The sequence below is a fragment of the Methanoculleus frigidifontis genome (assembly GCF_030464345.1).
GTDB classification, from domain to species: domain Archaea; phylum Halobacteriota; class Methanomicrobia; order Methanomicrobiales; family Methanoculleaceae; genus Methanoculleus_A; species Methanoculleus_A frigidifontis.
Genome location: NZ_VCYH01000003.1, coordinates 121,351 through 145,342, shown reverse-complemented (window position 1 = coordinate 145,342; position 23,992 = coordinate 121,351). Strand labels below are relative to the sequence as shown.

Below are 23,992 nucleotides of genomic sequence, written 5' to 3'. Positions count from 1 at the left end.
GCGGGTCGAAATTCCGGAGGATCCTGCCCGGATTTCCGATATATAAGCTTTGCTTAACCGGGAAGGTTATTGGGAGCCGGAGCCCCGGAGAATCTCTTACCAGGCAAGCCGGACGTCGGCGTGTCGGGCTGCCGGCCCGCATATACCAAAAGAGAGGAAAAGTCTACTCTTCCACGATGACGACCGGTTTGATCAGGTCGCGGGGTTTCTCCTTCATCAGGTGCAGCGCCTCTTCGAGCCTGTCGAAACCCCGAAAGACATGCGTCGCCATCAGCGACGGGTCCATCCGCCCGTGCATCACGACCTCGGCCAGCCGCTCCATGCGCACCCGTCCGCCGGGGCAGAGGTCGGTCACGATAGTTTTGTTCGCCATCCCGACACCCCAGCCGACACGGGGGATCGGGATGATATCCGTCGCACCGCATTTCTTCGCCACCTCAATGGCGGCCGGCCGGTCTTTTTCGATCCATCCTACCTCACCGATCCGCAGCATTGCCAGGCCTTTCATTTTCTGCTCCCCCTTCACCTCCGGCTGTGATGACCGGACACCAGAAAAGTACAGGGTTCTTCCGGGAGCCTTTCAAGAGCTCCTATCGCAGCGCTCGGTGTCGGGTTCTCTCTTCTGCATGCTCACGAACGGCGATACACGCACCGCAGACCGCCCGGCAGGCACTCCCCCGTTTCCAGCTCGACACCGAGCGCTGCCGGGGTGCGGAAAAACCCGAAAACTGCATTTAGAAAAATATTTAGCCTCCGGGTTTTGATCTTCAAAATGGATGAACACCATGCATCCGCTCTTCTCTGCCCTTACGGGTGCCGCCTTCCTGCTTCTTGCCGCAGCCTGCCTCCTCTGCGGCTGCACCGGCACCAGAACCCCGTCGGAGACCGCCGACGACCCGATCGATGTCGCGAACGCGACGGTGCAGACGGCTGCCGTCGACGACATCGAGATCGCCTACAAGGAATTCGGGGACGGGCCGCCGCTCGTGCTCATCATGGGCTACGCCAGCACGATGGACATGTGGGACACCCGGATGCTCGAAGACCTTGCCCGCCGGTACCGGGTGATCGTCTTCGACAACCGGGGAATGGGGCTTTCCACCTCGTCTGAGCAGAATTACTCGATATCGCTCTTTGCAAACGACACCGCCGGCCTCATGGACGCGCTCGGGATCGAGAAGACGCCCGTGCTCGGCTGGTCGATGGGTGCCGACGTCGCGCTCGCGCTCGCCCACGAACATCCCGAACGGGTCGAGAAACTCGTGCTCTACGCCGCCGATCCCGGCGGAAACGAGAGCGTGCCCATGGATCCCGAGGTGCAGAAGAAACTCCTCGACACCAGCGGCACAGACGCTGAACGGGGCATGCGCCTGCTCTCGCTCCTCTTCCCTGCAGACTGGATGGCGGAGCACCCCGACCCGCGGGAGTACTTCCCGAGCGTCACCGAGAAGAGCAGCCCCGAGAATATCGCCCGGCAGGGAGAGGCGATGGGAGCACGGACGGGCGTCTCTGCGTGGCTCGGCACCATCGACACGCCCACCCTCCTCATCGTGGGCGACCGGGACGTCATCTCCCCGCCCGGCAACTCATTCTTCATCGGCGAGCGGATAGCGTCGGCCTCTGTGGTGCAGGTACGGGGAGCGGGCCACGGGCTCATGTACCAGTACCCGGACGAGTTCACCGCGATCGTGCAGGCCTTCCTCGACAGGGCTCGGTGACGAAATTCAGCACGGCACCACATTTTTTCGCTCACGCAAGCAGGGGCGGCGCCCGGGTATCCAGAAAAGGAACGTGAGTATCCGGTTCTATCTGCCGGGCACGAGAGCCGGCAGGAAAAGTGTATTTACTCTGCCTGATTCCGGATGGAGCGTTCAAGATGACCGTACAGCCGGGAGTCGGCCCGCAGAGCCTCGATCAGCGACCGGATCTGCCGGACGGTCTCTGGATGGAGCTCGTGCTCCATGAAGCACGCATCCTGCTCGGCGACCTTCTCCGGCACTTTGATCAGCAGCAGGAACTCTTTCAGCGTATCGTGCCGGAACTTGATGACCTCTGCAATCTCCCGTCCCCGGGGCTCCAGCACCACGCCCTCGTATCGTCGGTACTCGATCAGGCCCATGCCGTCGAGCTTCTGGAACATCTCGACGACGCTCGACGGGCTGACGTCCAGTTCACGCGCCACATCCTTTGTCCGGGCATACCCCTTCTCGAGGGTCACGTTGAGAATGGCCTCGAGATAGTCTTCGGCCTTCCTGCTGAGATTCATCACGCATCCAGTATGTTTCATGGCGGATCCTTATAATCTGTTCGGGAAATCAGCGGTTGACGGTGGTTCTGCCTCATCGAACCTCCGTGTGAAGAGGACGTACGCAACCACCAGCGTGAACGGCAGGAGGAGGATCGCCGGCGGGTAGGGCGGGGCAAACCCGGCCAGGAAGCCGGAGAGCGAGTTGAAGAACTCCGGCGCTTCCTCGCCTGCGGGGACGCTCTCGCAGAACCGGGCGAAGATATCGGTGCCGGCGATGATCCAGACCATGGCGGCGCCGAGCAGCACCGTTGCAGACTGTTGCAGATCATCGGTGTTCTTCAGCCCCGCCAGCATGAAGAGGCCGCCGAAGGCCACGATGGCTCCGCCCCATGCCCAGCGGAAGAAGTCGTCGCCTGCGATTTCAAGAATGCCGATCGAAAAGCCGGGATCTGCCCCGGCCCAGACGAGGATGTCGGCGAGGCCGGATGCAAGCGTGGCCAGGCCGAGCAGCCCGATGAAGAGTGAGAATACACTGACATTTTTGTTCATTTATGCAACCCCCATGAGGATGCCGATGGCGTGGATCAGCCCGCCGTAGATGAAGACCACCGCGATGAGCACGGCAATCGCCGCCAGAAGCTCCCGCCATCCCTCACGCAGCATCACCACGAAGGTGGCCACGCAGGGGAAGTAGATGGAGACGAGCACAACCGAGGTGATCATCTGGTAGGGCGTCATGGCGATGGTGGAGAGCTGGGCGACGGCGAGGTCTTTGCGCAGGAACCCTGCAACGAGGGGCCCGACCGTCTCTTTCGGCACCCCGAACCAGGTGACGAAGAGCGGTGCGAAGAGGTCGGCGAGCGCAGCGATGACGCCGGTAAGGTAGAGGACGTTGACGATCAGCACCCCGAGGAGGACGAACGGAACCGCTTCTTTGAGGAATCCTTTCGTCCGGCTCCAGAGCTTGCGGGTGACGTTCTCCCAGGCCGGCCAGCGGTAGGGGGGCACGTCGATGAGGATCTCGGGATTGCTGCCGGGGATGAGCCGGTCGAGCACGAAGCCGAAGATCCCGAAACCGATGATCAGGTAGAGCATGACCAGCCCGACCGTCTCGGGGATGACCTCGAGCATCACACCGAGCTGGGCGCCGCAGGGGATGAAGATGGCGAGGAGCGACATCATGATGAACCGCTGCTTCCGGGTCTCAAGAATCCGGGTCGCCGTCACCGCGGGCACGTTGCACCCGAGGCCGAGGATGGCAGGCACGATGGCGTAGCCGTGCAGCCCGATCTTGTGGAGCACGGTATCCATGAGCACCGCCAGCCGCGGCAGGTAGCCCGAGTCCTCGAGGACGGTCATCATCAGGTAGAAGATGAGCACCGCCGGCAGCACCACGCCGATGGCGACGAAGAGGCCGGAGGTAAGCGCCCCGAAGGCCTCGAAACAGTTGTCGGCCGCCGGGTCTCCCACGAAGAGATAGTAGAGGATACTGTCCGGGTTCGGCCACGCGGCCTGCAGCCACGGCAGCCAGGAGCTGTCGAAGAGTTTGACCATGAACCCGTCGGTCACGAGCGACCCGGCAAAGGAGCCGAAGATGCTCCAGAATGCATAGAGCACCCCCAGGGCGACCGGAATGCCCGTGAGGGGCTGTATCGTCAGATCCCCGAGGGCGTCGCCGAGGGTGCGCCGGTAGGTGCCGGTGCCGACCGTCCGCTGCGTGATTGCGTCGATGATGTCCCAGCGCTCGTCTGCGGTGAGGCCCATCTACCGGCACCCCCCGCAGCCGCTGCATCCGCCGCATCCCGCCATGCTTCTCCTGTTCTGCTCCTGACCGTTCAGGCGGCTCCGGATGGCAGATATATCCGCAGCCTGTGCCTTGCGGATCATGTCGGCGAGGTGTTTGACGCCCTCGCCGCTGATTGCGGTGGTCGCGATCACCGGCACGCCGAGTATCCTCTGGAGCCCGGCCGCATCGACGGCGATCTGTTTGTCGTGCGCCGCATCCGTCATATTCAGCGCGACGATGCACGGGATTCCCCGCTCAAAGACCTCCAGGGCAAGATAGAGGCCCCGCTCGATCTTCGTCGCATCCAGGACGACCAGCACCGTCGCGTCCCTGTGCTCGTCGAGCATCCGGACGGCAACCATCTCGGCAGCGTCCCGCGGCTTAAGCGAATAGGTGCCGGGCACGTCGATGATCTCGTAGGTCCGGTGATCCTCGATCAGCGTCCCGGCGGTATAATCGACGGTCGTACCCGGATAATTGGAGACGACCGCGTTCGCCCCGGTGAGCCGGTTAAAAAGCGCGCTCTTCCCCACATTCGGGTTCCCCACCATCAGAATAGTGGTTGTATTGTTGCTTTGTTCTTTCATGTTCTGTATCTCCGTAGTATCGCTCGTGTGTCACGCGATCTCGACTACCACCTGCGCAGCAATCTCAATCCCCATGGCGACCTCCATTTCGTCGACGATTACGACGACCGGCCCTTTGATCGGCTGGCGGGTGATCATCTTCAGGTGCTTGTTGCGCCTGATGCCCAGGCAGCTCAGGTCATGCTGCGACGCGAGGATCTCCCGGACAATTCCGGACTCGCCATATTCAAGGTCTGATACTTTTTTCTGCATGGTTACACCGTCTGCACACGAACTTTCCGTGCCGCCCCCCGGCCGAGGACGAGCGTTTCGCCGGCAATCCTGACGACGACCGGGCCGAAGGAGCCCGACAGCACGGGTACGATCCGCCCTTCGGCAAGCCCGCGCAGGGCGAGCTGCCTGCCGAAGCCGGATCCGCCCTCGAAGGCAAGAACGCGGGCTGAATTCCCGGGGGACAGGTCTGAAAGATGCATATTGTCAGAAACCGGGTATGCTGTTCGGTGGCAATGAACGGATGCCGAAGATTACTCGGAAAGCGAGAGGAATGCCGAAAGATATTCGGAGATTTGCAAAAATCCGAAGAGAACTCGCCGCCGGTGCCGCCCGATCTGCCGTCTGCACCGCGGACAGAAAACATCAAAACCCGCATCTGGCGTGCAGAATTCCCATTCTCCTCTTCCGAAGCGATTCCTCCGTACGAACCGGACATCCGATCGCAGTAGAGAAAGATGCTGCCGTGCTACCCCGTGCCAGAACGCCGCCCGGGATCGAATGGACGGCGGATGCATGGGACATACGGGAAAATATCGACAGGAATCTCCCCTGCGGAGAGATTGCTAAGAAATCAAAAAGAGAAGTCGCGGCTTTGCATTATGTACTGGTGCGTTGTGTGGAGTGAGGCGTGCGCATGGATGTATATTCCATCGGGATGCCTACATATCGCGATGCGGAACCGAAGTGTGATCCGCTCGCATTCATACGCTACAGAAAACCACCTCCCGTGATTCTCCGCGGCCATGGCATCCCCGGGTCCGCCCCGACCGCAGCAGGAAGTCCTGCAGAATGTTTCGAAGGTCGCCCGGCTCGTCGCCGGCGTTCCTTATCCCGCGGATCGATGAGGTGCTTCCCATCGCCTACACCTCCCGGGTATGAGCGGCCCCTGCGGCGCTGCACCGGCCAGGCACATATCCATCCTGCGAGTTCTCCTGTCTCGGAACGATCAGGAGCATCCTGTGATACGGGATCTCCCAAACCATATCTTCATGCCCGGCCTCCAGAGCCACATCGTAGACGTGCGGCATCTGGTGACCGGAGAGGGATTTTTCGCGTATTGTCTCCATTTTTCTCAAACTCCGGATGACGCTGTTGCTATCTATCATATACGTCGTTCGGGACGTATCAAATCACCCCGAATCTGATTCGGTTTTCACAAAAATCTCCCGAAACATTCGGTGTACGGATGCAAACCGAAAACCGGCGAGCGCTGCGGAACAAAGACCCGTCCCGAGCAGCACCATTGAGCGGAAACCCACCGATGGTCATGCCGGGAAGATAACGAAGAGCAAAGCCAGGGAACCACATATTTCGGTACGAGCAAAAAGAGGCCTGCCCCCGCTGCGTGAAAAATGAGAGATTACCGTGCCGCCATCGGCACTTTCCCTTTTGCTTCCTCAAATTTGTTGCCCATCTCCTCAAGGTCGCTGCTGCTCATCGACTGCCGGGCTTTCGGGAAGATCTCTTCCTCTTCTTCTTTGACATGGTGCTGGACGTTCTCCCGGATCACCTTTATCTTGGCGACCCATACGTCCTCGTTCGACATCGAGGCGTTGTCGAGCTGGCTGATCAGGCTCTTCACTGCGTTGTGCTCCTCTATCGATTCCAGAACTTTGTCGTGCATCCCCGCCTGTTCGAACCCGGGATAGACTGCCTTCTCCTCGCCCTCCATGTGCGGCAGAAGAGCGCTCTTCATCGAAGAGTACATGCTGCTCCGGTCGCTGACGCCCTTGCTTGACAGCTTCTCGAGCATCGAGAGAACCTCCTCGTGCTCCTGTTTCAGGATATCAATCACGTTCCGTGCCATATGTTCACCCTCCTGTGGGGGCTGCCCCTTGCGTGGAGACATCAAAATGGTTGTGGTGGTTCACACATACCGGCGAAAAAAAATCATCGGGAAGGAATCTACCTCTTCCGGGGCGGTTCGTGCACCTCGACCCGCTCCTTGGTGACGACCTCCGGCGGCGGCGCCTCCGCAGACTCCACGGCCTCCGCCTCTTCCCTGCTCGGGGGCGCCCGGGCTCTGGCCGACTCGATCAGGTTCCAGTCAGGCTCCCGCGGCCAGTTGTCCTCCGAAAATCCCTCTGCATTGTCCAAGGTGCTCTTTGCGATGTTCGCGACGAAGACATCGTCGCCGGACCGGTACGTCAGCGCCTCGGGCGGGACGGCAAAGTGCTTCCCGCCCATGCCGAGCATGCCGCCGTATCGCAGGACGACGTACTCGACGCGCCCTTCGGGAAACGCGATCCGCATATCGGAGACCTTGCCGAGGTCCTCCCCCTGCGGGTTGATGATGCTCTTGCCCATCACGTCGTCACCCGACATATACCATTCCGCTCCCGTCTCCCGCACCCTTCGCTCCATGACCATCCCTGATTGTCCTTCAACCATTGCACTCATCTCCCATCTCTGCCCGGATGCATCGGCCGCACCGGGCAGGGGCGGCAGTAAGGCACCAAGAGTACTTAAGCATTCCCCGGGGCGTGAAACGGCCGCATCTTCAGCGTGCGATCGCCCGGATGGTCACAGGAATTCGGAAAGCAAGGCGGCAGCGTGTCATCTCACCCGTTCGAGCTCGTCTCTCACGTCCGCGGCCGACGCATAGTTCTTCGTCTCGAATCTGTCGAGCAGCTCGATGACATCCTCCGGTGCATTCTTCGTCGTCGCACGGCTGAGCAGGTCGTGCTTTCCTGCAGGGTACTCCGTTCCTGCGAGGTAACCGAAAAACTCGGAATCGCTCACCTGCCGGCCGCCGGCCGTCCTGCGCCCCACACGGAGCGGCCCTCTAGGCTGTTCCTGTTCAACGACCGTCCTCGAACCCCGTTCCTCTTCGGACTCTGCGACCCCGGCAGAAACTCGCTCTCCTGCAACCGCTTCAGCCTCTGAAGGCCGCTCTCCCGCCGTGACCTCGACCTGCTGACCGAAGACCACCCCGCCGGCGGGGGGAGGCCTCTCGCTCACGACCATACGCTCCGTCGTGGTAATCTCCGGGGGCGGAGCCTCGGTCGATTCCACGGCAAGCGCCTCATCCCGGGTCGGCGGCACCACCGGCCGGTCGGACGCAATCAGCCCCCAGTCTGCTTCGGCGGGCCAGTCGTCCTCCGAAAAGCCGTCTCTCGAGTCCAGCACCTTCCGGTCGATGTTTACCAGAAAGATATCGTCCCCGGGCCGGTAGGCGAGCGCCTCTACGGGGACGGCAAAGAGTTTCCTCCCGATCCCCTCGCCGCCCCGGTATGCAAGCACGGCGTACTCGACACGGCCCCGGAGCAGCCCCACCCACATGCTCGCGATCTCTCCAAGGTCGTGGCCTTCGGCATTCTTCACCCGCTTCCCGAGGATCTCCTCGGACTTCATGAATCCTTCCGCTCCCGTCCTTCGGGTCTTTCGCTCCAGAATAACACTCGATCTCCCATCAGCCATTCTCAATCATCTCCACGTTCGTTCGCCCGTGCAGGGTAGGACTCGCAGGTCACGTACCGATGGCATTTAAGGGTATCCCCGCTCCGCCGGGCGACGGTTTTCCGGCACTCGTTCGGGCGAGAGAGCGGAACCTGCCGGGGATGGGAGGCAGGCGGCATCAGGAAAGGGAGGTCCCGGGAGGGAACCTGCCAAAAAAGGATTACTCTTTTTTCTTCATCCTGCCCTGGAGATTGTCCATGATCTCGGGCGCCTGGTCTTTGAGGCCGAACCCGACGATGATAGCGATCGCCGCACCGATGCCGATGCCGACACCCCAGGCGATCGGGACGACGAAGACGTAGATGATCGAAAGGTCGAGCAGGAGCTGCTCGAGGGCGAGGATCACGATGATGAAGTAGAAGAATGCCCGCAGCAGCATGGTGACAAGACCCATGTACTCGACCTGGTGCCGCTCGCCGGTGCTGCTGATGAAATCGAGTACCCAGTCGACGACGATGAACCCGACGATCAGGATCAGGAGGAATGCCACGACGTTCGGGATGTATGCGAGGATTGTGCCGACTGCTGCCGTCAGGGCTTCGATCTCGAGCACGCCGACCGCTGCCAGGATTGCGATCAGGTAGATGAACCAGCGGACGATGAGGTCAAAGAGCCGCGATATGTTCATCGTCGAACGCTCGATATACGTCCCGACGGAGGTCTTGCGGAGGGCGTCGTCGACACCGAGCCTGTCGAGAATTTCTGCGGTGATCCGCCCGAGAATTCGTCCCACTATCCAGCCGATAATAAGAATGATGATTGCCAGAATGAGATTCGGAAGAAATGCGATGGCGCTGTCGATGAAACTGTTGATCTCTCCAACCTGTGCCGTCATATCGGACGGCGTGATTCCATTTGCCATGGTAAACCACCGGGTGAGAGATATACGCAGTTTTATATAAATCCTAGCATGGTTTCGGCATTCACTGATGCTGCGGAACGTCGCTACCGGGCTCAAGGGATACTCGGGTATCGGCGGAAAAAGAGGGCGAAAGGCCGGATTTTCATCCCAAAAACCCACACCGAACCGGGATGCGGGAGCCCGCCTCTCCGGAAAACTCTTTGGCCGGAAAGACCCTGAAGCAGTCTGCAGTGACCGAGGGTGCACAGCCGGAGCTGCGGGAGAGCATCGCCATGGACACCGGCGGGACGCTCGCGGAGATCACCACCCCGCCGTCGCGCAGCCGGCGACCCTCATCACCATCGGGGTGATCTTCGCGGCGATGCTCGTCCTCGAGTTCCTCTTCATCGAGCGCGAACCGATCGCAGAGGCATGCCGTCACCTGCCGGACGTTGCCGCGGCCTGGAGAACCTCCCGCGAGATCAGCTCCTCATCCGGGTCGGCGGATCCCTTCTGCGGCGTGAAGTTCAGCTTCTCCATGTAGGGCGCCGCCTCGCCGCGGCGGTAGGCCTTCATGCTCCCGACGTAGTGGTTCCGCGCATCATCGACGGAGCGGCTGCCGGTGACGATGTCGTGCGCAAGGTTCAGCGCCAGAAAGTTCGCCTCCTCATCGTGGCACCGCGCCGCCATATCGCCGAGCGTCCGGACTGCGACGACGCTGCCGTCGAATGCGGCCAGATCGCCGAACTTCTCGACCGGAACGTGGTAGTCGACGATCTGCTCGACGAAATCGCCGTGCGGCATCGGGAAGCGGGGGGTCGCCCCTTCCCGGTGGACGACCGTCCGTTTCCAGGGACCGTTGCGGTGCCAGACGAGCTCCGAGGGGATGGCCTCATCCGGCTCGCCGTACTTCTCGATGATCGCCTGTGCAACCTGCCGGGCGTCATCGGATCACTCCTTCAGCATGTCCTGCGTATCCATTCCCCGCGTCATTCTCTCTTCCTTACCCGGGAGGGGACGATTGCAGGACACCTATGAATAGGTCATCCTCCCTCACCGCCGACACGGTGCGCCTCCGCAGGATCGGCAGATATACATAGGGTTTCAGCGGAGAAGATCCCAGGAGGGCATCGCATGAAGGTAGCAGTCTTCCAGCATGCCGGCAACGAACCGCCCGGACTCTTCGAGGTTATCTTTGCGGAGCGAGGCATCGCCGTCGAGTACATCCGCCTCGACGAAACCGCAGAGATGCCGTCCGTCGATGCATCCCATCTCCTCTTCCTCGGCGCCCCCATGAGCGTGAACGACGAGGAGGAGTTTCCCTTCCTCCGGGACGAAAAAGCGCTCATCCGGAAGTACGTTCGGGAGGAGCGGCCCGTTCTCGGAGTCTGCCTCGGCGCCCAGCTGATCGCCGCAGCCTTCGGGGCGGCGGTCTACCCCACCGTCGCCGAAGTCGGGTGGTACACAATAACATCGACCGGCGAAGGGCCTTTTTCCCGGTTTCCGTCCCGGTTCCGGGCGTTCCAGCTCCATGGCGAGACCTTCGACATGCCCCCCGGAGGAACGCTCCTCTGCATCGGGGACGCGGTGCAGAACCAGGCATTCTCCGTCGGCAGCGCAGTCGGACTCCAGTTCCACCTGGAACCGACCCGGGCGATGATCGCAGACTGGATCCGCGACCGTCCGGAGGACGAGCAGGCGGCGATCCGCCGGGATACGGCGGAGTATCTTCCGGAGAGCGGCCGCCTCTGCCGGCTGATCGCGGACGACTTCCTCCGCCGGTAGCCTTCGTATGATTCACCTTTTTTGGGGAGAAGCGCCAATCAGTCTATGATACGCGTGGCAGGGAAAACAGCGAGGAGAGGGGAGACGGGCGGCGCAGCGGGCGGCGGCCTTACGGTGAACACAATTCACACCATCGACTGCATCGCAGGGATGCAGCAGCTTGCGGCGAATTCGGTGGATATCATCGTTACGTCACCGCCCTACAACATCGGGAAGGACTACAACACCTACGACGACCGCCAGCCCCGCGAGGAGTACCTCGACTGGATCGAGACGGTCGCCGTCGCAGCAAAGCGGGTGCTGAAGGAGGACGGATCGTTCTTTCTGAACATCGGGGGGAGACCCGCCGATCCCTGGATTCCCTTCGACGTCGTCCAGCGGTTCCGGCCGCACTACCACCTCCAGAACGTGATCCACTGGGTCAAATCGATCGCCATCGAGAAGGCGGCCGTCGGGAACTACGACCGGATCGTCGGCGACGTCGCCGTCGGCCACTACCAGCCGGTGAACAGCCCGCGGTTTCTGAGCCAGTGCCACGAGCACGTATTCCACTTCACCGGGCACGGCGACGTGCACCTCGAGAAACTCGCAGTCGGCGTCCCGTATCAGGACAAGTCCAACATCGGCAGGTGGAAGGCGGCCGGCCGGGACCTCCGCGACCGGGGTAATACGTGGTTCATCCCCTACCGCACGATCCGGTCGTCGCGGCCGCACCCGACGGCTTTTCCCGAAAAACTCCCCGAGATGTGTATCCGGCTGCACGGCTGCTCGGCAGAGACGCTCGTGCTCGATCCGTTCATGGGTATCGGGAGCACCGCCTGCGCCTGTACCGTCCTCGGCGTCCGGTATATCGGGTTTGAGATAGACGAAGAGTATGCAGCAATCGCCCGTGAACGGGTCGCTGCGCTCCGGTAGCGGGAGAGCGCTCCCATGGCGACCACTCTCCCGTTCGTTGTCTGCCTTCTTCTGATCACGCTCGCCTCGGTCAGGTACCGCCTGCCGCCGTTTCTCACCCTGGTCGGGGCGGCGCTGCTCTTCGGCGTCCTCTCGGGGACATCGGCCGAGGAGACCGTCATGGCGCTCACCGCAGGAGCCGGCAGGATCTTTGCCGTTCTCGGGATCGTGATCTTCGCGGGCGTCACCATCGCTCAGGTGCTGCGGGAGAGCGGACGGATCGAACGGATCGTCGCCGATCTCCGGCGCATCGTCCGCCGGCCGCTGTACGCGGCAGGATTTGCCGGGTATCTCCTATCGGTCCCGCTGATGTGCGGCATCACCGCGTTCGTCATCCTCTCCCCGATCATTGCGCACCTCCGCAGCGAGCGGTCGGTCGCCGCCCTCCTGCTCTACACTACCGCGGTCGGCGGCACGATATCCTACGTGCTCCTCTACCCCTCGCCGGTGATCCAGACAATCCTGGCCACGCTCGCCCTCTACCCGATCGATCCCTGGCGGATCGATCTCGTCACCCTGCCGCTCTCGCTTCTGCTCCTCGCCGGGCTCTTTCTCCTCCGGCGACGGAGCGTGCCCGCCCCGGAGACGCCGGCAGAGGCCGCGCTGCCTGCACCCGCCGCCGGCGAGAGCCTCCGCGCATGGCTGCCCGTCCTCGTGCTCTTCCTGATGCTCGGCATCGGCTCAGCCGTCCCGCTGTTGCATGCCCTGGCGAACATCAACATCGCACTCCTGGCGGCACTCGCTGCCGCCCTGATCGCGACCCCCGCAGCGGTGCGTGATGCGGCGCTCGCACGCGGCACGAAGAACGCCGGGATCATCATCTTCGATCTCGCCGGGGCGGGCGCCTTCGGCGGCGTCATCGCCGCAAGCACGTTCCCCTCCGACATCGCCGCGCTCGTCGCCGGCATCCTCCCGGCCATGCTCCTGCCGTTCGTCATCGCGGCCCTCGTCCAGGCGGCGCAGGGCTCACGGGTCGTGACCGCGGCGGTCACCGCCGCCATTCTCCCGACGGTGCCGGCTGCCGCAGTCCTCCACCCGGCGGCGCTCGTCCTGATGATCGCGGCGGGCGCCTTCCTCGTCTCCTACGTCAGCGACCCGTTCTTCTGGCTGGTCAAGCGGACGACCGGCGACGGGTTCGGAACGGTCGTGCGCCGCTATACGCTGCCGCTCTCGGGAGCGGGCGTCGTGACCCTCGCCGCCGCGCTGATCGTGCAGATGGCGTGGGGATGAAAAACCGACCTGTCAGGTCAAAAAAAGTTATGCGATCGTGTGGGAGGCCGACGGGATGGCGCTCTCGTTAAAGACCTTCTCCTCATGCCCGTCCGGGAACCGGATGGTGGTCACCGCAGGTGAGAAATCCGCCTCCACGAGCGGCGCAAACCAGTAGGATTTCAGTTTCTCTTCGGCGGCGGTGAAATCAAGCCCCGGAAGGGTATACACCGTCCCGTTCGCGGTCTCCTTGATGCGGGCAAAATCCCTGACCGCAAACACAGCCGATCCGGTCTCGACACCGACGACGTCGACCTGCTTGCCCGAGTAGCTCTCAAGCGCATTCTTCAGCTCCCGGTCGGGCTGCGCAATCTGGAAGAAGACCGCAATCTGCTCAAACCAGGAGAGAGAATAGTCAAACGTGACCTCTGCGTCGCCGGTCTCATTGACGGAAATATCCAGCGCATTGGCGGTGAACGCACTGGCCGGAGCGCATATGAGCGCCGCAGCAAGGAGCGCCGGAAGCAGCAACAGTACTCGTTTCATCTCGAATCCTCCTCTCGACATAATGCCATTTGGTATTATAAATATTTGTAACCAATAGATCTCTATCTGACAGGAATTTCCCGGAAAATATGTTTTCTGCCGGGAACGGAGGGGGGGCAGCATGACCATCAGAAAGAAGTATCTCGCGGCGGGCGGCGTCATCATCTGGCTCTGTATCATCACGTTCTTCATGATACTCTCGTACAACCTTGACCTTGAGATCTTCTTCGTCCTCTGGCTTATCGGAATCCTCATCGCCGTTGAACTGATCGATCCGGCATTCGCGCGGCCGTCATACCTCCGCTATCTCAGATACGCCATAGCAACGGGCGTCATCCTCTTCGGCGCTATCGTCGCCAACAAAGTACTGGAGATCCTGAATTCATGAAGAAACGAGCCGCCTGGATACTTCTGGCGATACCGGCACTCATATTCCTCATCTTCATCGCGCAGTACGCCGCATCCCCGGTGCTCTACACTGTAAAGGACGATTCGGTTACCTCGTCGCACCAGAATCCCGAAGCCCTCAAACAGATCTCACGCGAGCAGTCAGAGACCGTCCTGCCGCTGATGTCCGAGATCCTCGGGAGCACCGGGACGCTGGTGCTCAACATCAAGCTCAAGGACTTCGACTCCGCAGAGCGCGACCTGAAGGAGTACATGGAGCGGTCGCGGCAGCTCGACCGGATGGTCATCAACCTCGACATGTCGGAGACAGAGCTTGCGGAGTTCCGGCGGAACAACCAGAAAAATGTCCAGAGCCTGGAGGAACTGCTCAATGATACCCGGCGGTTCGACGAACTGCAGTCGCTGGAGATCCGCTACCGCGACGAAAACCGTCCCGAACTCCTCTACTCGGTTATGTACGAGGGTGAGACGCTGCGGTCCCGTGTCGCCGAGAACTTCAAAGGCTACCAGTCCCGCTCGGATGCGATGGTCAACACCAGCACGAAATTCGAGCTCGACACCGCCGCCTACGAAGAGAGCGTCGAGGACTTCGAGGAGATCGTCGCCGCGATCGACGCCGAGCAGGAGACGCGGAGCACCACGACGCATGCTCCCGCTACCCCCTATCGCCTCTCGATTGCCGTCACGCCTGATCATGGCGTCTACCGTGACCGCCTCCTGATAGCCGGGAACCTGACGGGGCGGACAATCGCCGGGCAGAACATCACCCTCTTCATCGACAGCAAAACCTGGACGACAACGACCACCGACGACGGCGGCGGCTACAAGGCCGCGTTCGCCATCGACCGGATCCGCGCCGGAAAGCACCTCGTCTACGCTGTCTACGGCAGCACCTACTCCGACGTCGTCACCTTCTCGGTCCTGCCGCTCGATACCGCGCTCACTCTCGCGGTTACGGAAGGGACGGCATCCGGGAACCGGACGTTCTCGGGGAACCTGACCGCGGCGGGGATGCCGGTAGCGGGCGCTCCCGTGGCGATCACGGCTGATGGGAAGGCGTTCCTCTCGGCAACGACGAACAGTGCCGGCAGCTACGCCCTGGAAGGCCACCTGGAGGCGGGCACCTACCGCGTCAGGGCGGTCTTCGATGCCGTGGCCTTCCCGCTCAACGCATCGGAGAGCGAGACCGTCCTCATCGAGATCGCCCCCTCGCTTCTCGAGTCGCCCCTCCTCATCTCCGCCGGGATTCTCCTCCTCACCGCTCTCGGTGCCGTCTGGTATGTGCGGAGGCGGCGGCAGCCCGCACCAGCCCCGGAAGAAGTATCCGTGGCCGAAACGGAGGATGAAGAGGCGCCGGCGCCGGTCGTCGTCGAGCGGCCGCCCGTCGAGGAGGAAGAAAATATCCTCGCGACCTTCGCCCGCCTGGCCGGAGAGGGCAGCATCAGCGACGCCGTGCATGCCCTCTACCTCCGCCTGGCAGGCAGCATCGCCGTCCGGCACCGGATCGACGGCCATGCGGCGATGACACCGCGGGAGTTCCTCGCCGCCTGCCGGAGCATCTCCTGTATCGAGACGCTCACCCGGTTTATCCGGCGCTACGAGGCCGTCCGCTATGGCGGCGCGGTGCCGGACGACAGTGAGCGGCAGGAACTCGTCGCATGGTTTGAAGATCTGATGAAAGAGGAGGCGGGTTCGGATTAAAGCGGTCTCTGCAGTCGTCGGCTGCGCTCTCCTGATCCTGGCGGCGGTTCTCTTCGTGCACCTCGCCAGCACCACCGAGGAGTACAGCAGGTACAATATCCAGTGGAACGGCACGTCGATCTTCTCCGACCTTGCAGAAGAGCGGGGAGCAGTGGAAGTCCGGAGCCCGGACGACCTTGCGGGCTACACCGGCGCATGCCTCCTCCTCATCGCTCCCGACACGGACTTCGACGACGCGGCGGCCGGAGCCTACCGGTCATTCCTGGAGCGCGGCAACACGATCGTCCTCGCCGACGACTTCGGCACCGGAAACCAGATCCTCGGCGCCCTCGGGAGCGAGATCCGGATCCTCCCCGGCAACCTCTCCAGTATGGACATGGAGTACAGCGACCCCCATACCGTCATCGCCTACCGCACCGCGAACGCCACCCTCGTCGACGGTGTCGAGACGCTCATGCTGAACAGGCCGGCCGCGCTCGAGGGCGGGGAGATCCTCGTGCAGACCTCGATCTTAAGCTGGATCGATGCGGACGGCAACCGGCATATCGATGCCGCAGAGACGCTCGGGAAGTACGGCGTGGTCGCACGGGAAAGCGTGGGCGCAGGCGAGATCTACGTCATCAGCGACCCGAGCCTCTTCATCAACACGATGGTCGGGCTCGATAGCGTCCGCGACAATCACCGGCTGATCGGAAATATCCTGGAGGGTGGCCGTCCGCTGCTCCTCGACGCCGTCGCCTCGCAGACGCGGGCGGATGACGGGATTGCCGGCATTCTGCATACTGTGAAAAGCACAACCCTAATTAAAACAACACTCATATGTACGGTACTCCTCCTGGGGGCATACGCATTTCGAAGGAAGATATTCTAGGCGATCACCATGACCGAAGCAAGCGTACAGCAGGATCTATCCCTGCTCAAGAGCATCTATCACTCCACAACCGAGATGCTGAACCAGTATATCGTGGGCAATGATGCTCTCGTCGAAGTGCTGGTGATCGGCATCCTCTCCGGCGGCCACGTCCTCATCGAAGGCGTCCCGGGGACCGCCAAGACGACGATAGCAAAAGCAATGGCCCGCCTCTCCGGGTGTGAGTTCCGCCGCGTACAGTGCGCGGTAGATACTCAGCCCGCCGATATCATCGGGGTGCGCGTCTATGACCAGGAAGCAAAAGACTTTCACCTCAGAAAAGGACCGGTTTTTTCCAATATTCTCCTCATCGACGAGATCAACCGACTCAACCCCAAGACCCAGAGCGCGTTCATCGAGGTGATGAGCGAGCGGCAGGCGACGATAGACGGGACCACACTCGACCTCTACTCGCCGTTCTTTGTGATCGCCACCCAGAACCCGTACGAGTTTGAGGGGACGTTCCCGCTCATCGAGGCGCAGAAAGACCGGTTCATGTTCTCGTTCACCTCCCGCCACCTCGCCGGTGACGACGAACTCGAGGTCGTCCGGCGGGAGCATACCGGTGCACTCCGGTGGCAGCCGTACTTGGAGAGGCTGAAACCGGTGATGAACCGCACCACCATCGAGCACCTCGTCGAGGCGACGAGCAGGGTTCACATGGAAGAGCCGGTGCTCCAGTATATCAGAGACCTCGTCGTCGCCACGCGGATGCACGGAGACGTGCGGCTGGGGGCGAGCTCGCGTGCATCGATCGCCCTCGTCCGTGGCGGCAAAGCGGTCGCCGCGCTGCAGAACCGGACGTATGTCATCCCTGACGACATCAAGAAGCTGGCGCCGTCCGTCTTCCAGCACCGGATCATCCTCGAGCGTGAGGCCGAGATCGGGGGGATCACGCCCGGCCAGGTGGTGGACGAGATTCTTGCTGCGGTAGAGGTGCCATAGGCGGTGCGGCCGACACGGTGCACCCGGGCGATCGGCGCTGCAGTCCTGGTGCTGCTTGTGTTCTCGCTGGTCTTTGACGATGCGGCGGCATACCTGCCGGCTGCGGCACTTGCGTTCTTCCTGGTGTACCGGGGTATCCTCTTCGACCGGTCGCTCCGCACCGTCGTCGGTTCGCTCACGGTCTCGCGCACGGCGAGCAGGATGATCCTCCGGCAGGGCTCGACGGTGGACGTGACGGCGAGGGTCGCCTACCACCTCCCGGATCACACGACGCTCACCCTGCGGGATCGTCCTCCCGCAGGCGCCATCCTGGCAGGCGGCGATCTCTCTCATACGGCAACAGAGCCGGGAGCGGGCTCTGCAGACGTGGCGTACCGGATGAAGGTGATGACGCGGGGGGAGATCGCCTTCGGCGGCGTCGGCGTGACGCTTGCAGACCGGTTCTTTGCAGCCGATATCGATCTTGCCGGGGACGGCCGGACGGCGCCGCACCTGATCGTCCATCCTGCAGGAGCGTTTGAGAAGGAGGCGGGAAGCGGGAGTTACGGAGAAGCCGAACACCGCACCAGATCGGCGGTCTCCGGGTATACCATCCACTCCTTCCGGGAATATGCCATGGGAGACGACCCGCGCCGGATCGACTGGAAACTCTCTGCAAAGCACCAGAAACTCTTCGTGAAGGAGTATACCGGCCAGCAGGGCGATCTGCCCCTCATCATCGTCGACATGCCGGAGAGGACGCTGGATGCCGGGGGCGCAGAGGTCGGCCGGATCGTCTCCGCCGCAAGCGGAGCGCTCGAGGAGGCGATCGGCGAATACCGTTCCGTATCCCTCCTCGTCATCTCCGGCGGAAACATCATCCGGTTTCTCGAAAGCGAGCGGGACATTCACCGGGTGATGGCCGCCGCAGGCGCGATGGAGCCGACGGAACGGCTGGTGCACTTCTACTATGCGAGGGACAAGGTCGGCATTCGCGCCAAACGAAGCCGGGTCGAACGGGATAGGGGGATCGCTGCCGAAGAGTCTCCGGAACGGAGGTTCTGCGCCAATCTTGCAGAGATATACCGATCCGTGCAGGAAGAGCAGACGCAGACGGCGTTCGAACTCCAGGTCGGCAGAGCCATGGCCTCGACCAACGCCGGGACGGTCTACATCTTCAGTCGGTTCTCCGGCGATTGCAGCCACATCTGGCAGATCGTGACGCAGGCACGCCGGACGCAAAAGGACGTGCACCTCCGGGTGCCGGAGGAGACCGCATCGCCGGGGATGCTCCGGTCGCTCCTGCACGCCGGGGTTGCAAGCGTCGAGGTGATCTGATGCGGGAGATCATCCTTCCGGCCGGGTTCGTCATCGGGGCTCTCGCCGCTGCGGCGGCATCCGATATATGGTACCTGACGGTGATCCTGCTCGGCGCCTTCGTCCTGACCGAACGGACGGTGCACGGCGACGGACGGTCGTTCTCCCTCCTCTGCGCGGGAGAGGCGGTCGTCGTCGCCGCCGCTGCCGCCGGCATTGCCCCGGCACTCCTGCTGCAGGTCATCCTTCTCGCCTATTTCCTGCGGCTCGAAGGCTTCCTCACCGCACGGGCTGAAGCCGTCGGGTTCCTCGGCCTCTGCGGTGCCGTCCTGCTCCTCTACCCGATGATGCTCGCATCGCACCATATGCTTCTTCCGGTGCTGCTGATCGGAGCGGTGCTTGCGGGGGCGTATATCGCTCTCTGGCTCTCCGGACACCAGCTGAAAACAGCATACAGCGGCGGAGATACACCATGAATCTGAAAAGAAACGACACGACACGTGCGGCGCTGGTTCTCTTCGCCGCGGCAGCCCTGATCATGATCGTCGTGACGCTGACGAACCGCGGCGACATCACGAGTGCGACCCTGGTTCTCGGGAGCGTGAGCGCCTTCATCGCCGGCATCTTTCTCCTGACGTTTGCAAAGGAAGAACCGCTCGACATGCGCTTCACCAGCCTGCTGCCGGTGCAGGGGACGCTCGGCATCGCCCGGATCTGCGCCGATCTCGGGCTGCAGGGCAACGCCCATATGGTGCCCGCCGCGGATGAGACGGCAGACCCTTCCGTCACCCAGGTGGTGCCCGTCGCTAACTACCGTCCTCTGACACCGGCCGACGGCTACTCGTTCGTGACCGGCCGGGACGGAAACGGCGTCGTCATCACGCCGCTCGGGTATCCGCTGCTCCGGATGCTGGAAGAATCCTCTGACCTCCGCCTCCCCGGCGACGAGGAGGAGGTGCTGGCCGCAATAAAAGAGGTCTGCGAAGAAGTCCTCGAGGTCGCCGGCAGGGTCGATGCCGAGCGGGCAGGGGACTCTATTGTCGTGGAACTCTCCGAATTCCGCCTGCTGCAGGGCTGCCGTGCGGTGCAAAGCGAGTCGCCGAAGGCCTGCCTGATCTGCCCCTGCCCGGTCTGCAGCCTGATCGCCTGCATGCTGGCAAAAGGCACCGGCAGAGCCTGCACCATCGAACAGGTGACGGTTGAGCCGGGCAGCGAGACCCTCCGGCTCATCCTGTCGGTCGTACCGTGACCCAGAGGTGGAGGTCGCGGTAACTCTCGTTTATCAGCTCTTCTGTCCCGAGGGCATCCGGCGCCGCACTGTCGAAGAGGAGGAACTCGATCCGGTTGACCGCCGGGTCGTCGACGGTGAAGGTATAGGGCTGCTCGACCGTCTCGTTGTGCGGAACCGTCACGGCGTACCGGTCGAGGAGCGACGATGAAAGGATGGTCGACTCGTTCGTCGTCTCGTCAAAGACCTGATTGAGAGCCAGCGTCTCGACGGTGTAGGTGACGTTGCGGTACTCGTGGTTTCCGATCCCGATGATGACCGTCTGCGGCGTTCCGGCGGTGAACGCCGTAGGATAGTCCGCTGCCTTCCCCTTCGACCCGAGGATGTAGAACTCGGTGAACTTCTCCCCCTCTTTCGGGACGGCGATGACGTAGACCGTCGTCGTCACGGCGACGAGGATGGAGGCGAGGAGAACGATGCTTAAGACCCGGTCGACCCGGGAGGCGCTTTCGTTGAAGAACTCCTCTTTGACTGCGGCGTACCCGGCGCGGAACGGCACGGCGAACCGGTCGTCCGCAGGCACCGCGGCCCGGCGGTACTGAGCGATGAGCCCCATCGCGGCGCTGAAGATGAGGAGCGAGGCGACGATCGGGTCGAGCCGGATGCCCCAGGGGGTGTAGTTCAGGGCGAGTCCTATCAGCGGCACGACGGCAATGGAGAGCCCGAAGGAGAGGGCGGTTCGCTCGATGCCGTCGAGGTCGTCCTTCTTCGGGAAGAGCGCCGCGATCAGGAGATACCCGGGTATGAAGAGGATGAAGGGCAGGGCGAAGAGCACCCGGAGAGGACTGGTATTGAGGACGGGCAGGTAGATGCCGAGGATTGTGAGAACGATCCAGGCGTAGATGATCGCAAGATCCTGCGGTACTGCCCGTGGATTCAGGGAATGCATGAGTGTGTCGGCGGGGGCTTGGGGTGGCATTCAGTTATCTCATAACGGGTGATCAAATAAAAAGATATCTCGTCGTTCGTTCTGCGGCGTATGCACTGTTTTCAAAAAGGAAGTGAGCAGTCGATTTGTATCGATCCGGCACGGATACCGCATTTTGGTACATGCCGAACCTGGGCGATCTGTCGTATCGCAAGGCGCTACCCGGATACTTGCTGAGGCGGATGCCAAAAAAGATGGAACGGTTAATGTTTGATCCTGTGGAAGACGAATGCCGCTGCCAGAAGCCCGCAGAGGCAGAGGACGGCCGTCATACCGGGGAGCGACGTCCCGCCGGCTGCAGGGGTGGTGGTGTCGGCAGGAGTCCCGCTCGCACCCGGCGGCGTCGTCGGGGCTGCGGTCTGTTCCTGGCCCGGGGTCGGCGCCGCACTCTCACCGGCCAGCGTCATGAATGCAAACGTTCCGGCATCCGTGATATCGGCAGTGATATACTGCCCCTGAATCCGTGAGGGGATCATCGTCCAGGTGCCGGAATCATAGCGCGCGATGAAGGGTGTGTAGGCGTCCGGAGCGGCCAGCACGGCATCGTCCATGCGGATCGACAGCACGGCAGGTGAAGCGAACGTCAGCCCCTCGGGGTAGAGGGTATACGCGTCCGTCATGCTCTGCCACTCAGCCGGGACACTCGTCGCCGCCAGGCTCAGGATCCGGATCTGATCGGCCGCAAAGCCGGTTCCGATGCTCTCCCGGTCAACCGTGATCCGGGCGATTTCGTCCAGCGATACGACGGCAAGGCTTGCAGGCGTCGGCGAGGGGTTCACCGATCCGCTGCCGCCCGGAGAGCCGCCCGGAGACGAGGTCTGGGTCGGCGTTGCCGTCGTCTGGGTCGGTGTCGGCGCGGCAGCACCGATGGTGATCACCTTGTCCAGGACCTGGCTCCCGTCGACGTAGGTGATGATATGGGCACTCCCCTGCAGCACCCCTCCGAGCCCGAAGGTGATCTGCGAGTCGTCCGGCCCCTGCTTCTTCCCGGTCAGTTCGATGGATGTCGAGACCGACCCGGCACCGTCCGTCCCGTGTCCTGAGACGCTCAGCTGATCGATCGTCCCGGCACTGATAGCGTCGAACGGGTGCCGGAGGCTGGCGACACCGTCTTCCACAAGGCCGTTCTCCTCACTGGCAGCGAGCTGCACCATTGCATTTCCCTTCCGGACCTCAAGGTACGTATCGGTGACCGGTTCGGCCCTGACCTGGATCCGCCCGTCCCGCAGTGTGAAGGGGATCTGGAGGTTCGCGGTGGCAAGGTCGAAAGCGGTCTCGCCATCGAGATCGATGGTCGATTCTATCAGGATGGTGAACGTGCTGTTGTCCTGCAGATCCTGAATGGCGATAGTAATCTCTCCACCGCTCTCTATCTCATCGGGGCTTATGGTCATGGAAGCGGCTGAAGCCGCCCCGATGCCGAAAAAGAGGACAAGAAACATTCCGAAAAGGGAATACCGTAACAGATCCTTCATTCTAATACCTTCTCAATTTTATAATTGTAGAGTGTATAATTATTTCGCATTGCTCCGTTTTTCACCGGCGGGTGTCCCAACCTCCGGTTCGTCAGAAAGGGCGCACCGGAAGCAGTACAGCGCGCGTGCGGGGAAAAACCACATATATGCGACATTATCTCGCAATTGACGTTTCTGAGAGATTTATTTTACTATAGCGACCATTTCGTAGAGATGTATTTTCCAAAACTATATAATATTCCAAAGGCCAGTAAAGACCATAGCATGTCCGGAAAGCCAGTAGCGATATCGCACCTCTCCCCGCCAGCAACGCAGCCGCATGCCGGAGATGCCGGGATACGTCTCACTGCCAGAGTACTCATCGCCGTACTCACCTTCTCTCTCCTGCTGACCGCCGCATCAGCCCAGCCGACGGTAACGGCAGGAAACCTGACCCTCCAGCAGAACGCATCGGGAACGACCACGATCACCGTTGCGGACGTCACGAACCTTGGCAGCGTATGGCTCGTCCTCAGATACGACCCCGCCGTAGTTCTCGCCACCTCGGTCGATGGCGGAGATTTTGAGTCCGGGCCGATCGCAAACATCAATACTTCCGGAGGATTTGTGGCCATCGGCGCATACCAGCTCGGAGAACCGGGTCTTGACGGCACGGTCGCCGTCTGCAGCGTAGCATTCTCCGGTGCCGGATCGGCAGGCGACATATCGCCGCTCACGGTCGAGGTGCTCGAGATGATGGAGGCAACAGCGGCCGGAACGGAGATCCCGGCAGAAACGGTCAGTGGGAACGTCCGGATACTCTCGCCCGGCGATACACCGCCGGTGCCGTCGTTCACCGCCAATGAGACGGCAGGCCTGGTTCCGCTCGCGGTCCGGTTCTCGGACACGTCGGCCGGCACGCCGACGGGCTGGCTCTGGAACTTCGGGGACGGCGCAACCAGCGCCGTCCGGAACCCGGAGCACACCTATACCCGGGAAGGCAACTTCACGGTCACCCTGACCGCATCGAATGAGTTCGGTCAGGCGACACATACGGAAGAGAGGTTCATCAGCGTCCTTTCGGTGCTGTACGGCGATGCGAACGGTGACGGGGACGTCAACCAGCTCGACACCCTCCATGTCCTGCGTGAGGTGGTCGATCTCACGGCAAAACCCACAGCAGGCACGGTTTCATTCCTCAGAAGCGACGTGACCTTCAACGGAGCCATCGATATCGGCGATGCGATGTACATCGCACAGCGCAACGTCGGGCTCCGCAACCCGTGGTTCGGTCTGGCCGGCACGTGAAAAGGTTGAAAATACTTTTCCGGGCCGTATTCCGACATCAGGCTCGCGCAAACTGCCAGAATGGGA

At 62.0% G+C, this 23,992-nt stretch carries 29 protein-coding genes; 14 read left to right on the top strand and 15 right to left on the bottom strand.

Going from position 1 to position 23,992, the window contains the following annotated elements; translation table 11 throughout:
• Window positions 1–163 precede the first annotated feature (163 nt).
• Entirely contained in the window at window positions 164–508 is a 345-nt protein-coding gene (locus FGU65_RS05535; protein WP_301663430.1) for an MDR/zinc-dependent alcohol dehydrogenase-like family protein, read from the bottom strand.
• A 268-nt stretch (window positions 509–776) separates the two neighbouring features.
• On the opposite strand from FGU65_RS05535, the gene FGU65_RS05530 reads away from it, so the two are divergent.
• Window positions 777–1,718 (top strand): alpha/beta fold hydrolase, encoded by a 942-nt coding sequence (locus FGU65_RS05530; RefSeq protein ID WP_301663429.1) that lies wholly within the window; start codon window positions 777–779, stop codon window positions 1,716–1,718.
• A 125-nt stretch (window positions 1,719–1,843) separates the two neighbouring features.
• Here FGU65_RS05530 and FGU65_RS05525 read toward each other — a convergent pair whose 3' ends face one another.
• Genes FGU65_RS05525 through FGU65_RS05500 form a run of 6 tightly spaced genes read right to left on the bottom strand, consistent with a single transcriptional unit; the run spans window position 1,844 to window position 5,094 of the window.
• Window positions 1,844–2,287, bottom strand: a complete 444-nt coding sequence (locus FGU65_RS05525; protein WP_301663428.1) for a metal-dependent transcriptional regulator — start codon at window positions 2,285–2,287, stop codon at window positions 1,844–1,846.
• A gap of 9 nt (window positions 2,288–2,296) precedes the next feature.
• Window positions 2,297–2,797 carry a hypothetical protein gene (locus FGU65_RS05520; RefSeq protein ID WP_301663427.1) on the bottom strand — a complete coding sequence of 167 codons (501 nt, stop codon included), beginning with the start codon at window positions 2,795–2,797 and terminating at the stop codon, window positions 2,297–2,299.
• Window positions 2,798–4,012: a nucleoside recognition domain-containing protein gene (locus FGU65_RS05515; RefSeq protein WP_301663426.1), complete on the bottom strand. Its 1,215-nt coding sequence runs from the start codon at window positions 4,010–4,012 to the stop codon at window positions 2,798–2,800. It abuts the gene before it with no gap.
• The gene (locus tag FGU65_RS05510; protein ID WP_301663425.1) at window positions 4,013–4,621 is read right to left on the bottom strand and encodes a FeoB small GTPase domain-containing protein; all 609 of its coding nucleotides are present in this window, start codon (window positions 4,619–4,621) and stop codon (window positions 4,013–4,015) included.
• Between the two features lie 30 nt (window positions 4,622–4,651).
• Window positions 4,652–4,873: a FeoA family protein gene (locus FGU65_RS05505; RefSeq protein ID WP_301663424.1), complete on the bottom strand. Its 222-nt coding sequence runs from the start codon at window positions 4,871–4,873 to the stop codon at window positions 4,652–4,654.
• Between the two features lie 2 nt (window positions 4,874–4,875).
• Window positions 4,876–5,094 (bottom strand): FeoA family protein, encoded by a 219-nt coding sequence (locus tag FGU65_RS05500; protein WP_301663423.1) that lies wholly within the window; start codon window positions 5,092–5,094, stop codon window positions 4,876–4,878.
• A gap of 17 nt (window positions 5,095–5,111) precedes the next feature.
• Here FGU65_RS05500 and FGU65_RS05495 point away from each other — a divergent pair, with 17 nt between their 5' ends.
• The gene (locus FGU65_RS05495; RefSeq protein WP_301663422.1) at window positions 5,112–5,519 is read left to right on the top strand and encodes a hypothetical protein; all 408 of its coding nucleotides are present in this window, start codon (window positions 5,112–5,114) and stop codon (window positions 5,517–5,519) included.
• Between the two features lie 735 nt (window positions 5,520–6,254).
• Here FGU65_RS05495 and FGU65_RS05490 read toward each other — a convergent pair.
• From FGU65_RS05490 to FGU65_RS05475, 4 genes are all read right to left on the bottom strand, one after another.
• Complete coding sequence (locus FGU65_RS05490) at window positions 6,255–6,701, bottom strand: hemerythrin domain-containing protein (protein WP_301663421.1); 447 nt, start codon at window positions 6,699–6,701, stop codon at window positions 6,255–6,257.
• Between the two features lie 98 nt (window positions 6,702–6,799).
• A complete protein-coding gene (locus FGU65_RS05485; RefSeq protein WP_301663420.1) occupies window positions 6,800–7,285 on the bottom strand; it encodes a PRC-barrel domain-containing protein in 486 nt (161 codons plus the stop codon).
• Between the two features lie 165 nt (window positions 7,286–7,450).
• The gene (locus tag FGU65_RS05480; RefSeq protein ID WP_301663419.1) at window positions 7,451–8,314 is read right to left on the bottom strand and encodes a DUF2795 domain-containing protein; all 864 of its coding nucleotides are present in this window, start codon (window positions 8,312–8,314) and stop codon (window positions 7,451–7,453) included.
• A 199-nt stretch (window positions 8,315–8,513) separates the two neighbouring features.
• Complete coding sequence (locus tag FGU65_RS05475; RefSeq protein ID WP_301663418.1) at window positions 8,514–9,215, bottom strand: mechanosensitive ion channel family protein; 702 nt, start codon at window positions 9,213–9,215, stop codon at window positions 8,514–8,516.
• A 200-nt stretch (window positions 9,216–9,415) separates the two neighbouring features.
• Here FGU65_RS05475 and FGU65_RS05470 point away from each other — a divergent pair, with 200 nt between their 5' ends.
• Entirely contained in the window at window positions 9,416–9,565 is a 150-nt protein-coding gene (locus FGU65_RS05470) for a hypothetical protein (protein ID WP_301663417.1), read from the top strand.
• Window positions 9,566–9,632: 67 nt separating this feature from the next.
• Here FGU65_RS05470 and FGU65_RS05465 read toward each other — a convergent pair whose 3' ends face one another.
• Window positions 9,633–9,998, bottom strand: a complete 366-nt coding sequence (locus FGU65_RS05465) for a hypothetical protein (protein WP_301663416.1) — start codon at window positions 9,996–9,998, stop codon at window positions 9,633–9,635.
• 330 nt (window positions 9,999–10,328) lie between these two features.
• Between FGU65_RS05465 and FGU65_RS05460 the strand changes: the two genes are divergently transcribed.
• From FGU65_RS05460 to FGU65_RS05450, 3 genes are read left to right on the top strand one after another with little or no spacing between them, the layout of a single operon-like run.
• Entirely contained in the window at window positions 10,329–10,979 is a 651-nt protein-coding gene (locus FGU65_RS05460) for a type 1 glutamine amidotransferase (RefSeq protein WP_301663415.1), read from the top strand.
• A gap of 45 nt (window positions 10,980–11,024) precedes the next feature.
• Window positions 11,025–11,894, top strand: a complete 870-nt coding sequence (locus FGU65_RS05455) for a DNA-methyltransferase (protein ID WP_301663414.1) — start codon at window positions 11,025–11,027, stop codon at window positions 11,892–11,894.
• A 15-nt stretch (window positions 11,895–11,909) separates the two neighbouring features.
• On the top strand, window positions 11,910–13,163 hold the full coding sequence (locus FGU65_RS05450; RefSeq protein WP_301663413.1) for a GntP family permease: 1,254 nt from the start codon (window positions 11,910–11,912) through the stop codon (window positions 13,161–13,163).
• Between the two features lie 27 nt (window positions 13,164–13,190).
• Here FGU65_RS05450 and FGU65_RS05445 read toward each other — a convergent pair whose 3' ends face one another.
• A complete protein-coding gene (locus FGU65_RS05445) occupies window positions 13,191–13,688 on the bottom strand; it encodes a hypothetical protein (RefSeq protein ID WP_301663412.1) in 498 nt (165 codons plus the stop codon).
• A 121-nt stretch (window positions 13,689–13,809) separates the two neighbouring features.
• On the opposite strand from FGU65_RS05445, the gene FGU65_RS05440 reads away from it, so the two are divergent.
• Genes FGU65_RS05440 through FGU65_RS05410 form a run of 7 tightly spaced genes read left to right on the top strand, consistent with a single transcriptional unit; the run spans window position 13,810 to window position 20,197 of the window.
• Entirely contained in the window at window positions 13,810–14,076 is a 267-nt protein-coding gene (locus tag FGU65_RS05440) for a DUF8044 family membrane protein (RefSeq protein ID WP_301663411.1), read from the top strand.
• Window positions 14,073–15,797 carry a DUF4129 domain-containing protein gene (locus FGU65_RS05435; RefSeq protein WP_301663410.1) on the top strand — a complete coding sequence of 575 codons (1,725 nt, stop codon included), beginning with the start codon at window positions 14,073–14,075 and terminating at the stop codon, window positions 15,795–15,797. Before FGU65_RS05440 ends, FGU65_RS05435 begins: the two co-directional genes overlap by 4 nt.
• A gap of 55 nt (window positions 15,798–15,852) precedes the next feature.
• Window positions 15,853–16,668 carry a DUF4350 domain-containing protein gene (locus tag FGU65_RS05430; RefSeq protein ID WP_301663409.1) on the top strand — a complete coding sequence of 272 codons (816 nt, stop codon included), beginning with the start codon at window positions 15,853–15,855 and terminating at the stop codon, window positions 16,666–16,668.
• A gap of 9 nt (window positions 16,669–16,677) precedes the next feature.
• Window positions 16,678–17,652, top strand: a complete 975-nt coding sequence (locus tag FGU65_RS05425) for an AAA family ATPase (RefSeq protein ID WP_301663408.1) — start codon at window positions 16,678–16,680, stop codon at window positions 17,650–17,652.
• A gap of 3 nt (window positions 17,653–17,655) precedes the next feature.
• On the top strand, window positions 17,656–18,969 hold the full coding sequence (locus FGU65_RS05420) for a DUF58 domain-containing protein (protein ID WP_301663407.1): 1,314 nt from the start codon (window positions 17,656–17,658) through the stop codon (window positions 18,967–18,969).
• Window positions 18,969–19,424 (top strand): hypothetical protein, encoded by a 456-nt coding sequence (locus FGU65_RS05415; protein WP_301663406.1) that lies wholly within the window; start codon window positions 18,969–18,971, stop codon window positions 19,422–19,424. Before FGU65_RS05420 ends, FGU65_RS05415 begins: the two co-directional genes overlap by 1 nt.
• Window positions 19,421–20,197, top strand: coding sequence for a DUF7982 domain-containing protein (locus tag FGU65_RS05410; RefSeq protein WP_301663405.1), 777 nt, complete (start codon window positions 19,421–19,423; stop codon window positions 20,195–20,197). Before FGU65_RS05415 ends, FGU65_RS05410 begins: the two co-directional genes overlap by 4 nt.
• On the opposite strand, the gene FGU65_RS05405 is transcribed toward FGU65_RS05410, so the two are convergent.
• Both FGU65_RS05405 and FGU65_RS05400 read right to left on the bottom strand, forming a co-directional pair.
• A complete protein-coding gene (locus FGU65_RS05405) occupies window positions 20,175–21,155 on the bottom strand; it encodes a DUF1616 domain-containing protein (protein ID WP_301663404.1) in 981 nt (326 codons plus the stop codon). The two genes, FGU65_RS05410 and FGU65_RS05405, sit on opposite strands and share 23 nt — an antisense overlap.
• Window positions 21,156–21,367: 212 nt before the next feature.
• Window positions 21,368–22,558 carry a hypothetical protein gene (locus FGU65_RS05400; RefSeq protein ID WP_301663403.1) on the bottom strand — a complete coding sequence of 397 codons (1,191 nt, stop codon included), beginning with the start codon at window positions 22,556–22,558 and terminating at the stop codon, window positions 21,368–21,370.
• Window positions 22,559–22,903: 345 nt separating this feature from the next.
• Here FGU65_RS05400 and FGU65_RS05395 point away from each other — a divergent pair, with 345 nt between their 5' ends.
• Complete coding sequence (locus FGU65_RS05395; RefSeq protein ID WP_301663402.1) at window positions 22,904–23,926, top strand: PKD domain-containing protein; 1,023 nt, start codon at window positions 22,904–22,906, stop codon at window positions 23,924–23,926.
• Window positions 23,927–23,992: the final 66 nt, after the last annotated feature.